This window comes from Brucella sp. IR068 (assembly GCF_049065885.1).
GTDB classification, from domain to species: Bacteria; Pseudomonadota; Alphaproteobacteria; order Rhizobiales; family Rhizobiaceae; genus Brucella; species Brucella intermedia.
Genome location: NZ_JBAKHE010000002.1, coordinates 107,917 through 120,249, shown reverse-complemented (window position 1 = coordinate 120,249; position 12,333 = coordinate 107,917). Strand labels below are relative to the sequence as shown.

The window sequence follows — 12,333 nt, the reverse complement described above, 5'->3', positions numbered from 1 at the left end:
ACCCGTTAATTCCCATTTACTCATGTTAATAAACCCTAAACTCCCTGCCCGGAAACGGGCAATTTCGTGTCTTTTCTGCAACAGAGCTCCCTCATAGAAGCACCAGAAAGGTTGGGAGAGTGCATTCGATGTTGAAACGAGAAAGCGGGCGAGTATCTTCACATCCAGAAGAAGGAGCGCTTCGGGGTGACTTTTTCAAAAGGGGATGGGGACAGGTTGTCCTTCAGCCAAATCAGAATGCCCAGACCCATTTTTAACTTTGACTGGAGGTCAGAAATGAACATCAAGAGCCTTCTCCTTGGCTCCGCTGCAGCTCTGGTTGCAGCTTCCGGCGCTCAGGCTGCCGACGCAATCGTCGCACCAGAGCCAGAAGCCGTTGAATATGTCCGCGTCTGCGATGCTTACGGCGCCGGCTACTTCTACATCCCAGGCACCGAAACCTGCCTGCGTATTTCCGGTTACGTTCGTTACGACGTAAAGGGTGGCGATGATGCCTACTCCGGCGTTGAACTGGGTGGTTGGGTAAAGCGTGCACGTTTCGCGCTGCGCACCCATACTGCGACTGAAACGGAACTGGGTACTCTTCGTACGTTTACCGAGAACCGCTTTCAGTGGGACGCTGTTCCCGGCAATCTCGGTGACACCGGCTTTGAAGGCTATGGCGCTGACCGTCAGTCGACGACGTTGCAATTCGCTTATATCGAACTGGGCGGCCTGCGCGTAGGTCTCGACGAATCGTCGTTCCATACCTTCACCGGCTATCTTGGCGATGTCATCAACGACGACGTTGTAGCTGCGGGTGCTTATCGTACGGGCAAGATTTCTTACACCTTCACCGGCGGCAACGGTTTCTCAGCGACTGTTGCTCTGGAAGAAGGCGGCGAAGGCTATGTCGTCAATGATTATGTTCCGCATGTCGTTGGTGGCGTGAAGTACGCCGGTGGCTGGGGCGCGATCGCAGCTGTGGTAGCTTATGACTCCGTAATTGAAGAATGGGCAGCCAAGGTTCGCGGTGACGTAAACCTCACCGACCAGTTCTCTGTCTGGGTGCAGGCTGGATATTCCTCGGAAGAGTCTAACGATCAGATGTATGGTCAGTGGGGCGGTGACTGGGCCGTCTGGGGTGGCTTGAAGTACAAGGCCACTGAAAAGGCTGTCATCAACGTTCAGGCTGCATATGAAGACTGGGGCAAGACCGCAGTTACAGCAAACGTTGCCTATCAGCTGGTTCCAGGCTTCACCATTACGCCTGAAGTTTCCTACACCCGTTGGGATGATGACCATCCGCTGCGTGTCACCAAAGATGCGTTCCAGGGCATGCTTCGCTTCCAGCGCTCGTTCTAATCAGGTCGACGCTTAGGCGAAAAGCGCCAACGGGAAACCGTTGGCGCACATTCATTTGAAACGATGCTCACGAACGCGTGAATTTTGATCCTTCAGAAATGGAGATTTCGAAAAGGATCGAAAACCGAGGGGAGTGACGGGGGACGACAAAAAGTTGGGGGCAAATACGGTCTTTTAGAAAGGTCCGAGCATGTCTCCGCATAAAGTTAGCTCACTTATCTTGTGCTCTGAGAATTATTTCATTAATTGTGCGTCTCATAAAGCTATGGGGGGCGTGCAATGATCGTCGTTGGGGAAACGAAGATCGACATGGGCGACAAGTTTACGCCGATAGTCGACTACCACTTAAAGTACACATCCAGCAAAAGTCCGAACCACCGGCTTGTCGAACAATTTTCGGTGGCGGAACTGACGGGGAAATACATCAACATCCTGTGGGATGATGGATCACACAAGTATAATGTGAAGTCGTTTCTCGGCGAAATTGACGAGATTCTGAAAGGCGAGCGTTTTTCAGGTTTCGATCAGGAAATGCTTGACTCCGTCATCGGTTCGCTCCGTGAGCGCGGCAACAGCAATGCAACCATCAATAGAAAGATGGCTGCGCTGAGCAAGCTGCTGCGAAAGGCGCATAAGATGGGAGATATCTTCAATTTACCGGAGTTCGTCCGGCAGAAAGAACGGGTCGGACGCATCCGATTCCTTGAATATGAGGAAGAGAAGCGCCTGTTCGCCGCGATCAAATCGCGATGCGAAGATAGCTACCGGCTTTCCCTATTCCTTGTCGACACGGGTTGCCGTCTCGGTGAAGCAATCGGCGTTACCTGGAACGATGTTCAGGATCAGCGGGTTACCTTCTGGCTCACCAAGTCGAATCGTAGTCGCACTGTCCCCCTCACCCGGCGTGCACGAAAAGCAGCACATATCCCGCATGAGAAGCTCAAAGGTCCCTTCTCGATGCTCAATCAGGTCCGGTTCCGCCAGATCTGGAATGAAGCAAAGATGGAGGTTGGGCTGGGCACCGACGATCAGGTCGTTCCGCATATTCTGCGTCATACCTGTGCCTCCCGTCTGGTCCGGGGCGGGATCGATATCCGTCGCGTTCAGATGTGGCTGGGCCATCAGACCCTGCAGATGACCATGCGTTATGCGCATTTGGCGACACACGATCTCGATTCATGCGTGAAAGTGCTCGAAGTCCATTGAAACACCTTGGAAAGCTGCGAAACGGTTTTCGGAAGATGTGAGACGGCTATCGGCTGGAATTCATTCCGTCGAACTGATCAAAATGCGTCCGGTGCGACTTCAACACTGTGGGGGATTTGACGGCCAACTGGGTTGGTGCGGCAGTGATAATGGCGATGCCCATATTCGGACTCACGTCCGGATCATTCAGTTTGGGTGGATCTCGAGTTCACTCCGTTCGAACGACTGCCAGCCTGATCGTTGCTTGATAATTCAGTCGACGCAGAATCATTGTGATGGCACCGGCCAATACAAGTTGCTATGCCTTTCTCACCGGAACAGGCGCGGTGACTGACAGCATTATCGGTCGCTCGACTTGTCCGCATTTACAGGACTGAGAATCGACTGGAAATCGTCATGGGATCGCCTCTCCTTACACCGCTCGTTGCAAACCTGCCGTCTACCGTTCCATTTACAGGTCCCGAGACGCTTGAGTTGCAGCGTGGAAAGCCATTCAAAGCGCGAATCGGCGCGAATGAGAGCAGTTTTGGGCCTGCGCCTTCCGTTCTCGAAGCCATTCAAGCTGAAGCAGGCGAGATATGGAAGTACGGCGATCCTGAAAATTATGAGCTGCGTCACGCAATTGCGGCACATCACGGTGTAAAGCCCGAAAATATCATGCCGGGAGCCGGCGTGGATGCTCTGCTTGGCCTTGTGGTCAGGCAATATGTTCGGGAAGGCGACAGGGTCATCAACTCGCTTGGTGGCTACCCGACTTTCAACTACCACGTTGCCGGTTATGGCGGCAAATTGGTCACTGTTCCCTATATCGATGACAAGTCCGACCTTGACGGCCTGCTTGATGCGGCGCGCAAGCAAGATGCAGCGATTTTGTATCTCGCCAACCCTGATAACCCGATGGGGACCTGGCATGAGGGTTCGGATATCCAGTCCTTCATCGAGCGTGTGCCGGAAAGCACGCTGCTCATTCTCGATGAGGCCTATTGTGAAACAGGGCCTGCATCCGCTTTCCCGCCCTTCGAAACCGACCGCCAGAACGTCCTTCGTATGCGCACCTTCTCCAAAGCCTATGGCCTTGCCGGGATTCGGTGCGGCTATGTTGTGGGCAGTGCCGAAGCCATCAAATCCTTCGATAAGATTCGCGATCATTTCGCGGTGAACCGGCTTGCACAGACGGCAGCTATAGCTGCCCTCAAGGATCAGGCCTACCTGAACGTCGTGGTTGCGAGAATACAGGCCGGGCGGGACCGTATCGCTCAAATCGCCGAGGCCAATGGCCTTTCAGCCATTCCATCCGCCACCAATTTTGTCGCCGTCGATTGCGGCAGGGATGGAGCGTTTGCCACGGCAGTTCTCAACGGGCTCATTGCGCGGGACATTTTTGTCCGCAAACCCGGAGCTCCGATTCTGGAACGCTGCATTCGCGTGAGTGTCGGCGTTGAAGAGCAGCTCGATCTCTTCGAGGCTGCCCTTCCTGCAGCTTTGGAAGATGCCCGCAAGCACGCAGACATTCGCGAAACTGCCCGAACGGTGGAGGTCCAAATTGCAGAAACGATCCGATAGCTGGCCTCAGAGTATTCTTTTCAGCACGCTTGCCGGCTTGTGCGGCGCATTTGCGATTGCCGCTTATGCAGGTGCTGCACACGGAGGAGAGAACCACCTGGGCACTATTGCTCCGCTGCTTCTCGGCCATGCGCCTGCCTTCCTCGCGCTGTCGCTGATTGTACCGGCAAGCCGCGTCGCTTATCTGGGCGGGGCATTGCTCGCTCTCGGCCTCGCCTTGTTCTGCGGTGACCTCTTCATGCGCGACATGACGGGTGACCGGCTTTTTCCGATGGCCGCACCGACCGGTGGATCATTGATGATTCTTGGTTGGCTGGTCGTCGCAGTCGCCAGTTGGTTCTCAAGAACCAAATAAAAAGGGGCCGAAAGGCCCCTTCTCGTTCTCATGCGCCGAAAATCAGGAATTACCCTTCAGGCGTGCATTGCAGAGGCTGTAATAACCGCCGCCCTTCTGCACCCACTTCAGGCCACCCAGCGCATTGGCGTCCTTCAAAGCGTGGTACTGTTCGAGGCAGGTGTGCATACGAGCCTTGCCAGCGGATTCACTGGAAAACTTCGCCGATACGGCGGTCGGGAACTTCACGCCCTTCGGCGCAGCAACCGTCGGCGCCGCAGGTTCGGAATTACCGTCCGTGCTGAGCGCAACCGGATCGGCGCCCGGGCCGCACTCGGCCTTGCGGAAATCGTTCCACTTCGCGCCATTGTCCGTGCCGGCATCCTTCGCCGCCTGATACTTGGCACTGCACTGCTTCATCGTCAGGCCCTTGGCGCTATCGTCTGCTGCAGGTGCAGCGGCGGCCTTTTTGGCTGGAGCAGCAGCTGCGGGCGCAGCCGGAGCTGCGGCGGCATCCGCGGCGTCACCGCACTGAGCCTTGCGGAAATCGTTCCACTTCATGTTGCCAAGCGTACCGGCATCCTTGGCCGATTGATACTTTGCGCTACATTCCTTCATCGTCAGCGCATTGGCAGGCGAAGAAAAAGCGAATGCGGCGGCACTCATGATAATGGCTGTGCCGGCCATAGCTGTGATGGATCGAATAGACATCGTGTCACTCCTGTCGAATGCAGCTCTTGCAATCACCCGGCATGTTTCATGCCTTGCGATCTTGCTAATATAGAAAAACGGCAGACGTCATCGTTGCTCTGACCCGTTCCGTTTATACGTCAACATTGCGCCTCGCAAAGTTGACTGTCAATCATCTGGGCAATATTACCCTCAACTCCAATACAAATTTTCTAACGGACTTTCTTTGCTCGTTATGGTCATTCGGGTGCCATGAAGTAAAATTATAGTACTTCGCTCCTCATGTCCGATTTTTATTCGAACAGAGTTAAAATCCGGGAACGAGACAGGTGATGAAGCGGATCATGATCATTGGCGGTGCCGGTTCCGGAAAATCAAGCCTTGCGCGTGCGCTCGGCGACATTACCGGCTTACCGGTCGTTCATATCGACACCCTCTATTGGCAGCCCGGCTGGGTGATGCGGCCGCGTGACGAGATCGGTCGCCTCACCATCGAAGCGGCAGATCGGGATGCATGGATATTCGAGGGAAATCATAGCGAAACTATGAATTATCGAGCCTCACGAGCGGATATGCTCATTTTTCTCGATATATCGACCGGGCGGCGGCTGTGGCGGGTGGTGAAAAGGACGCTGAAGCATTATGGCCGCTCCCGTCCGGATATGGCGCGAGGCTGCGTGGAGCGTTTCGACTGGGACTTCCTGAAATGGGTGGCGGGCTATCGCAAGAACGGTCGCATTCGTGCGCTCGCCTTTCTAGACAAGGCGCCCCCACACCTCGTCAAGCACCATTTGCGCAGCCCGCGTGAAGTGGAACGCTTTCTGTCGCTGGTGAAGCGCGAAATAAAATAAAACAAACGCCCCCTCCGATAGCGACAAATCCACAAAGTCGACCGCGAAATAACAATTTTTCAAGCGGTGCGAAGGGCCGAGGCGACTGTTATATTTGGCCGTCTCCCAAGACTTTACGCTGCGTGCCACGGCCTCGCCATCTGCACAGCGCGAATGCATGCCACACCGGATTTCTTTCCGGCCTCGTAATCTTTTTGCCGGCCTGCCGGCTTTTCGCTGTTCTGGAGTTTACCCGTGGCCGATATCGCTGATAACGCCGCCCCGCTCATCGATGCGTCAAAATCCGCCGCGCCCGATCGTCACCGTCTCTATGAAGATGCGATGGCGATGCTGATCGGCACATCCTTCATCGCGCTCGGCATTACACTTTACAGCCAGGCCACGCTGATGACCGGCAGCACCGCCGGCATTGCATTGCTCATCCAGTATGCGACGGGCGCAGAATTCGGATTGCTTTATTTCCTGATCAATCTGCCGTTTTATTATTTCGCCGTGCGGCGGATGGGCTGGGCGTTCACCATCAGAACTTTCGTCGCGGTGGCGATGATGTCTGGCTTTGCCCGGTTGATGCCGCTCAGCGTCGATTTCTCAAGCGTCCATCCGCTTTTCGCGGCACTCATGGGCGGCACGCTTATTGGCATGGGCGTGCTGGCGCTTTTCCGGCATCGTTCCGGCGTCGGCGGCGTCAACATTCTCGCGCTCTATCTGCAGGATACTTATGGGATAAGAGCAGGCTGGTTTCAGCTCGGCCTCGATGGCGTGATCATGCTGGCATCGCTGTTCTTTATTCCGTGGGAAAATATGTTGCTTTCGCTGATCGGCGCCATTGCGATGAACCTCATCATCGCGATCAACCACAAGCCCGGTAGATATCTCGGCATAAGCTGAACAACAAAAAGCCGCCCGAAAGGCGGCTTTTGTCACGAAAGATAACTCGTCAGTGGGTGGTCATCCACTCGCGCGCGCCACGCAGGGCTGCAGCCAGTTCGCCCTTGCTCATCGTGGCCGCTACCTGATTGCGCATGCGGGCGGCCTTTTCGCTACCGCGGATGGCGGCGATATTCAGCCACTTGTGGGCTTCCACAACGTCGATCTCGCAATCACGGCCGATAGCGTATTTCATGCCCATTTCCAGAAGAATGCGATCCTGTGCAACTGCGCTGTTCTTATTCGTAAAGCTCTGAAACTGTGCCATTTTCTTTGTCCCTGTTAAATCCCGAGAACCGTCCGGTCTTTATTTTCAAAGCTTGATTTCATTGCTTTGAAACTGCCGTCTCTGTCGTTCCGTTCATGCTTTCAAATCTACGGGAAAGGGTTGAAATGCACGTTAAATCGGATGCTTAACGAGCGACCAACAAAATCCGAACAAGGGGTAAACTTGGGATTTTGTTAAACATGCAAGTGCCGCCGATTGCTGGATTTTTGCAAAAATTCGATTCAAATGCTCTTCGTCGAACGAAACCAGTTGCTAACTATAGACAACATTCAAACGCAGCCATCCGTATAGAAGCAGGCTGTTTCACGGATGATTTGCAGGTGCAACTATCCTCTTCCGCTCGGTCTAAAACTATATTACGTTTACGTTTGCGTAAGTTTGGCAGGTGGTCGAGGAGGCTTCTGTTTCAAACCTCAGAGCGCAGAACAGCGGTTTCACCGCTGCAACCGGCAATGCCGGGCCAGCGGCGACTTGGGAGGAACGAATGATCCGCACATTTATTCTTGGAATGACGCTTGCAGCTACTTTTGCCGCTCCTGCCCTTGCCGAGGAGGGAATTGTCGGCACGTGGAAGCGCCCCAACGGTACGATCATCAGCTATGCATCCTGCGGCGCCAACAAGTTTTGCGGTACGGTGCAGACGGGCGAGTACAAGGGCAAGTCCATCGGCACGATGTCCGGCACCGGGGGCAGCTACAAGGGTGAAGTCAACAAGCTCGACGAAGGCAAGACCTATACCGGCAAGGCCAGTGTCAAAGGCAACACGCTCTCACTTTCCGGCTGCGTGATGGGCGGGCTGATCTGCAAGAGCGAGAGCCTCACGCGCCAGTAATGGCGGCATCGGAATCGAAAAGGGCGGCCCGGGGCCGCCCTTTCTATGTTCGCCTCAGCGTGCCTTCTGGCCGAAGAGAATTTTCTGGGCTTCCTTGTCGGTTGCCAGATTGGATTTCTCCCGCTCCTCTTTTCCCACAAGCAGGCCGCGCTGCACTGCCGGACGAGCGTTCATCGTCTCATGCCAGCGCTTCAGGTTCGGGAAATCATCAAGGTTCTGGTCATAGTTCTTATAGGCGTTGATCCAGCCTATCGAGGCCATGTCGGCAATCGAATATTCGCCCGCGATATATTCCTTGCCTTCCAGCTGCCTGTTCAACACACCATAGAGGCGATTGACTTCGTTGGTATAGCGGTCGATCCCGTACTGAACCTTTTCCGGCGCGTAGATACGGAAATGCCCCGCCTGCCCCGACATCGGGCCAAGGCCGCCCATCTGCCACATCAGCCATTCATCGACGGCCACGCGCTTGCGCTCGTCAGTGGGATAGAACTTGCCGAATTTGCGCCCGAGATATTGCAGGATTGCACCGGACTCGAAAACCGAAATCGGTTCGCCGCCCGGACCTTCAGGGTCGATGATGGCGGGCATGCGATTGTTCGGAGCAATCTTCAAAAAGTCGGGCTGAAACTGATCACCCTTGCCGATGTTGACATATTTAACCTCATAGGGAACGCCCAATTCTTCCAGCATGATGCTGATCTTGAAGCCATTCGGCGTGGGCCAGTAGTACAATTCGATGGGCTTGGTCTGTTGGGCCATGGGCTCTCTCCCGCTGATCCTGAAGTTGCGCGGGACACGGTCCCGCATTCCAATGATGGGAAACATAAGACCCTTTCGAACAGGCACAAGAGCGCCGTGCCGCAATAAACGGAACATCAATATTTTTGAACGCCGCATGAACGACGCTCTCAGGGGCGGTTCAGGCGTGGTCGCTAAATTGGCAAGGGAGAACGGAAATCAGAACGGCTTTGGGGTCAGTGGTATGCTTCGTCGTTTAACAATTGTCTGCCTGATGATCGCTGGTTTTGCGGCTGTCGCCAGCATTTTCGTCGACCAGCGATACAATGTGTATCGGGACCAGCCGGTGATCGGGCCTGTCGCCGCATTCACCCAGAAGCACGCCGGAGAACGGCCATGAGGCGAACCCGGGCCATCGCCGCAATCGCGCTTCGTGTTTTCCTTTTCACGGCCATTTTCACGGGTCCGGCAGCCACCTTCGCCTATACGCAGATCGGTCAACATTCTCAGATGAGCGGCATCGGCCTCGTACTTTACGTTAGCCTGCAGCGCGCCGCATAAACTGGGTCATGTCATGGTCACAGACTTTGCTATACTGGCATCCTGATTCTGAAATTTGCATTGGGCTGATATATCCAGCGGGATGCAAATTTCAGAAGCAAAGGGACACTAGCAGCGTGGTTTCCTAGTGTCGTTTCGATCTCGAAGTTCGGTTGCGACGACGATATCGAAACACAGGCGAACTTCGAGATCACGACACCAGGCCATGACACAGCGAATCGAACATCCATTTCTGACCGAGATCAAAACACCGCCGACGGTTGACCCGGAGGTTTTCACCGATGCCGGTGCGGCGGTTGCCGCCCTGCAAAAACTCTATGATCGCAACACGGCCTTCCTGCGCGATGCGTTCGAGAAGGTTGCGCGCGGCGAGGTCCCGGCGCAGCGTTACCGCGCCTATTATCCGGAAATATGTCTGTCGACGTCCAGCTTCGCGCATGTGGACTCGCGCCTGGCTTATGGGCACGTCTCGACGCCGGGCGATTATTCCGCAAACATCACGCGCCCCGATCTGTTCGATCATTACCTGAACGAACAGATTCGCCTTCTGATGCGCAATCATGGTGTGACCGTGACGGTGAAGGAATCTTCGACGCCAATCCCGATCCATTTCGCCTTCAAGGAAGGCACCTATGTCGAGGCTTCTGTCGCGAGCGCCTTCACGCATCCGCTGCGTGATCTGTTTGACGTACCCGATCTGGCTGCAACGGATGACAAGATCGTCAATGCAGACTTCGAGCCCGCACCGGGCGAACCGATGCCGCTTGCGCCATTCACCGCCCAGCGCGTCGATTATTCGCTGCATCGGCTGGCGCATTATACGGCGACAAGCCCCGCGCATTTCCAGAACTTCGTGCTGTTCACCAACTACCAGTTCTATATGGACGAGTTCTGCGCCTATGCCCGCGAATTGATGGCAGAGGGCGGCGGGGGTTATGAACGCTTCGTGGAGCCGGGCAACATCGTCACGCTGGCGGGAGAAACCGCGCCCAGCAACGGCAATCCGCTCCAGCGCCTGCCCCAGATGCCCGCTTATCACCTGCAGCGGGCAGACCATTCGGGTATCACAATGGTCAATATCGGTGTCGGCCCGTCCAATGCCAAAACCATTACCGACCATATCGCGGTGCTTCGCCCGCATGCGTGGCTGATGCTTGGTCACTGCGCGGGACTGCGCAACAGCCAGCAACTCGGCGACTATGTTCTGGCGCATGCCTACATGCGTGAAGACCATGTACTGGACGATGACCTCCCGGTCTGGGTGCCTTTGCCGGCGCTTGCGGAAATTCAGGTCGCACTTGAAGAAGCCGTAGAGGAAATCACCGGCCTGCAAGGCTATGACCTCAAACAGATCATGCGCACCGGCACGGTCGCGACCATCGACAATCGCAACTGGGAACTGCGCGACCAGCGCGGCCCGGTGCAGCGCCTTTCGCAAGCGCGCGCGGTCGCACTCGATATGGAGTCTGCCACGATTGCCGCGAACGGGTTCCGCTTCCGCGTGCCTTACGGCACCTTGCTTTGTGTTTCCGACAAGCCATTGCATGGCGAATTGAAACTGCCGGGCATGGCGACCGAATTCTACAAGCGGCAAGTGGCGCAGCATCTGCGCATCGGCATCCGGGCGATGGAAAAGATTGCGGCCATGCCGGATGAGCGGCTGCATTCCCGCAAGCTCCGCAGCTTCTATGAGACGGCTTTCCAGTGAGGCCGGCGAGTAAGGGAGTAAGGGAGTAAGGGAGTAAGGGAGTAAGGGAAGAGGATCATTATTGTCGTGCATGGCAAATATTTTCTTGCCTAGCCCACATCCGTTTAGCACCCTATTCCCCTATTCCCCTATTCCCCTATTCCCTTCCCTTTGCCTTCATCATCACGCCGCAATCGACACCTATGGGAATTTTCATGTCGAAAAGCCGTGAAAACCTTTCATTCCTGTTGCTGCTGGCTGCCGTTGCGCTGTCTGTCCCGCTCGTGCTTGGATTTCTGGGGGCAGTGCATCCGGCTCTCGATTCCTTCTCGCACTTCAGAGCCCATATCGCCGTCCTGCTGGCAGTGCTGACCTTGCCCTTGCTTTTCACCAGGATGCGGCGTGAAGCGGCTATGCTCCTGCTTTTTGCGGTCATGGCTCTCAGCACGACTATCGGTGCCGCACGCGATTTCCTCAGCGGGTCCACCGGCGCACAGGCAGACGAACAGGCTGGCGCACGCTATAGCCTCGTCCAGATCAATCTGCGCGAAGACAATCCTGAGCCGAAACGCATTCTCCAGATGATCGCGCGGGAGAAGCCCGACGTCATCACCTATGAGGAAGCGAGCGACCAATGGTCGAAATGGCTCACCATCCTCCAGGGTTCTTATCCCTATCATCTTAATTGCGCTGACGACCCCAATACCTGGGGCGTGGGTATCCTATCCAAGCGACCTTTCAGCGAAGAGGCGCAGACGGCCTGCGTCGGCGACGGCTTGCTGGCAATCGCGCCGATCAACTTCGGCGGAACCACCGTGCACGTGGCCGCCATTCACTTTTCATGGCCATGGCCGCGCTGGCAGCCGCATCAGCTCCGCTATATTGAACCGGAATTGCAGAAGCTGAACGGTCCAATGATCATTGCCGGCGATTTCAATGCGGCTCCGTGGAGCAATGCCGTTCGCCGGGTGGAGTACGCCTCCGGAACCCGCCACTTGACCGGTATCGGCGGCACCTGGATGACGCACCTGCTGCCGGTTTCGCTGTCGCCTTATATTGGCTTACCCATTGATCAGATACTTGTAAGCCCCGAAATCGGAGGGGCGAGGGTTTCGTCCCGCGAGGACGCCGGCTCCGATCACCTGCCGGTGCGGCTCGATTTTTCCGTTCCGCCGCCTGTCCGCCCCGATGAAGAAGAACCGGAAACGCAATCCGTGATGCTGCAATAAAAAAGGTGGCCCGGGACCGCCTTTTTCTTTTACATGTTCACGTAAACCGGTCCTTCGCCGACACTCCCTTAAACGCATT

14 protein-coding genes are annotated in these 12,333 nt (G+C 55.6%); 11 read left to right on the top strand and 3 right to left on the bottom strand.

The window, feature by feature from the left end; translation table 11 throughout:
• Positions 1 to 276 precede the first annotated feature (276 nt).
• The 4 genes from ACOWVS_RS03465 (at position 277) to ACOWVS_RS03450 (ending at position 4,468) form a co-directional block, all read left to right on the top strand.
• The gene (locus tag ACOWVS_RS03465) at positions 277 to 1,344 is read left to right on the top strand and encodes a porin (RefSeq protein ID WP_021587881.1); all 1,068 of its coding nucleotides are present in this window, start codon (positions 277 to 279) and stop codon (positions 1,342 to 1,344) included.
• Positions 1,345 to 1,623: 279 nt separating this feature from the next.
• Entirely contained in the window at positions 1,624 to 2,550 is a 927-nt protein-coding gene (locus ACOWVS_RS03460; protein WP_006466368.1) for a tyrosine-type recombinase/integrase, read from the top strand.
• A 396-nt stretch (positions 2,551 to 2,946) separates the two neighbouring features.
• Positions 2,947 to 4,113, top strand: a complete 1,167-nt coding sequence (locus ACOWVS_RS03455) for a pyridoxal phosphate-dependent aminotransferase (protein ID WP_006466367.1) — start codon at positions 2,947 to 2,949, stop codon at positions 4,111 to 4,113.
• Positions 4,094 to 4,468, top strand: coding sequence for a DUF423 domain-containing protein (locus ACOWVS_RS03450; protein WP_006466366.1), 375 nt, complete (start codon positions 4,094 to 4,096; stop codon positions 4,466 to 4,468). Before ACOWVS_RS03455 ends, ACOWVS_RS03450 begins: the two co-directional genes overlap by 20 nt.
• Before the next feature lie 42 nt (positions 4,469 to 4,510).
• Here ACOWVS_RS03450 and ACOWVS_RS03445 read toward each other — a convergent pair whose 3' ends face one another.
• Complete coding sequence (locus tag ACOWVS_RS03445) at positions 4,511 to 5,158, bottom strand: hypothetical protein (RefSeq protein ID WP_039852444.1); 648 nt, start codon at positions 5,156 to 5,158, stop codon at positions 4,511 to 4,513.
• Positions 5,159 to 5,469: 311 nt separating this feature from the next.
• Between ACOWVS_RS03445 and ACOWVS_RS03440 the strand changes: the two genes are divergently transcribed.
• Both ACOWVS_RS03440 and ACOWVS_RS03435 read left to right on the top strand, forming a co-directional pair.
• Entirely contained in the window at positions 5,470 to 5,988 is a 519-nt protein-coding gene (locus tag ACOWVS_RS03440) for a DNA topology modulation protein FlaR (protein WP_039852442.1), read from the top strand.
• Positions 5,989 to 6,222: 234 nt separating this feature from the next.
• A complete protein-coding gene (locus ACOWVS_RS03435; protein ID WP_006466363.1) occupies positions 6,223 to 6,876 on the top strand; it encodes a YitT family protein in 654 nt (217 codons plus the stop codon).
• A gap of 49 nt (positions 6,877 to 6,925) precedes the next feature.
• Here ACOWVS_RS03435 and ACOWVS_RS03430 read toward each other — a convergent pair whose 3' ends face one another.
• Entirely contained in the window at positions 6,926 to 7,183 is a 258-nt protein-coding gene (locus ACOWVS_RS03430; RefSeq protein WP_006466362.1) for a sel1 repeat family protein, read from the bottom strand.
• 505 nt (positions 7,184 to 7,688) lie between these two features.
• Here ACOWVS_RS03430 and ACOWVS_RS03425 point away from each other — a divergent pair.
• The gene (locus ACOWVS_RS03425; RefSeq protein ID WP_006472674.1) at positions 7,689 to 8,036 is read left to right on the top strand and encodes a DUF2147 domain-containing protein; all 348 of its coding nucleotides are present in this window, start codon (positions 7,689 to 7,691) and stop codon (positions 8,034 to 8,036) included.
• Between the two features lie 54 nt (positions 8,037 to 8,090).
• Here ACOWVS_RS03425 and ACOWVS_RS03420 read toward each other — a convergent pair whose 3' ends face one another.
• Positions 8,091 to 8,798, bottom strand: coding sequence for a glutathione binding-like protein (locus ACOWVS_RS03420; protein WP_021587888.1), 708 nt, complete (start codon positions 8,796 to 8,798; stop codon positions 8,091 to 8,093).
• Between the two features lie 136 nt (positions 8,799 to 8,934).
• Between ACOWVS_RS03420 and ACOWVS_RS03415 the strand changes: the two genes are divergently transcribed.
• The 4 genes from ACOWVS_RS03415 to ACOWVS_RS03400 all read left to right on the top strand — a co-directional run bounded on the left by ACOWVS_RS03415 (position 8,935) and on the right by ACOWVS_RS03400 (position 12,254).
• Positions 8,935 to 9,177: a hypothetical protein gene (locus tag ACOWVS_RS03415; RefSeq protein ID WP_039852438.1), complete on the top strand. Its 243-nt coding sequence runs from the start codon at positions 8,935 to 8,937 to the stop codon at positions 9,175 to 9,177.
• Positions 9,174 to 9,338, top strand: coding sequence for a hypothetical protein (locus ACOWVS_RS03410; protein ID WP_006466359.1), 165 nt, complete (start codon positions 9,174 to 9,176; stop codon positions 9,336 to 9,338). The genes ACOWVS_RS03415 and ACOWVS_RS03410 overlap by 4 nt, the downstream gene beginning before the upstream one ends.
• A gap of 205 nt (positions 9,339 to 9,543) precedes the next feature.
• Positions 9,544 to 11,046: an AMP nucleosidase gene (locus ACOWVS_RS03405; protein WP_039852436.1), complete on the top strand. Its 1,503-nt coding sequence runs from the start codon at positions 9,544 to 9,546 to the stop codon at positions 11,044 to 11,046.
• Between the two features lie 194 nt (positions 11,047 to 11,240).
• Positions 11,241 to 12,254: an endonuclease/exonuclease/phosphatase family protein gene (locus ACOWVS_RS03400; RefSeq protein ID WP_235691655.1), complete on the top strand. Its 1,014-nt coding sequence runs from the start codon at positions 11,241 to 11,243 to the stop codon at positions 12,252 to 12,254.
• Positions 12,255 to 12,333: the final 79 nt, after the last annotated feature.

Bases quoted from the DNA above. Each gene is read 5' to 3' on its own strand.
- ACOWVS_RS03465 (WP_021587881.1), top strand. From the start codon at position 277: ATGAACATCAAGAGCCTTCTCCTTGGCTCCGCTGCAGCTCTGGTTGCA.
- ACOWVS_RS03460 (WP_006466368.1), top strand. From the start codon at position 1,624: ATGATCGTCGTTGGGGAAACGAAGATCGACATGGGCGACAAGTTTACG.
- ACOWVS_RS03455 (WP_006466367.1), top strand. From the start codon at position 2,947: ATGGGATCGCCTCTCCTTACACCGCTCGTTGCAAACCTGCCGTCTACC.
- ACOWVS_RS03445 (WP_039852444.1), bottom strand. From the start codon at position 5,158: ATGTCTATTCGATCCATCACAGCTATGGCCGGCACAGCCATTATCATG.
- ACOWVS_RS03440 (WP_039852442.1), top strand. From the start codon at position 5,470: ATGAAGCGGATCATGATCATTGGCGGTGCCGGTTCCGGAAAATCAAGC.
- ACOWVS_RS03430 (WP_006466362.1), bottom strand. From the start codon at position 7,183: ATGGCACAGTTTCAGAGCTTTACGAATAAGAACAGCGCAGTTGCACAG.
- ACOWVS_RS03425 (WP_006472674.1), top strand. From the start codon at position 7,689: ATGATCCGCACATTTATTCTTGGAATGACGCTTGCAGCTACTTTTGCC.
- ACOWVS_RS03420 (WP_021587888.1), bottom strand. From the start codon at position 8,798: ATGGCCCAACAGACCAAGCCCATCGAATTGTACTACTGGCCCACGCCG.
- ACOWVS_RS03415 (WP_039852438.1), top strand. From the start codon at position 8,935: ATGAACGACGCTCTCAGGGGCGGTTCAGGCGTGGTCGCTAAATTGGCA.
- ACOWVS_RS03410 (WP_006466359.1), top strand. From the start codon at position 9,174: ATGAGGCGAACCCGGGCCATCGCCGCAATCGCGCTTCGTGTTTTCCTT.
- ACOWVS_RS03405 (WP_039852436.1), top strand. From the start codon at position 9,544: ATGACACAGCGAATCGAACATCCATTTCTGACCGAGATCAAAACACCG.
- ACOWVS_RS03400 (WP_235691655.1), top strand. From the start codon at position 11,241: ATGTCGAAAAGCCGTGAAAACCTTTCATTCCTGTTGCTGCTGGCTGCC.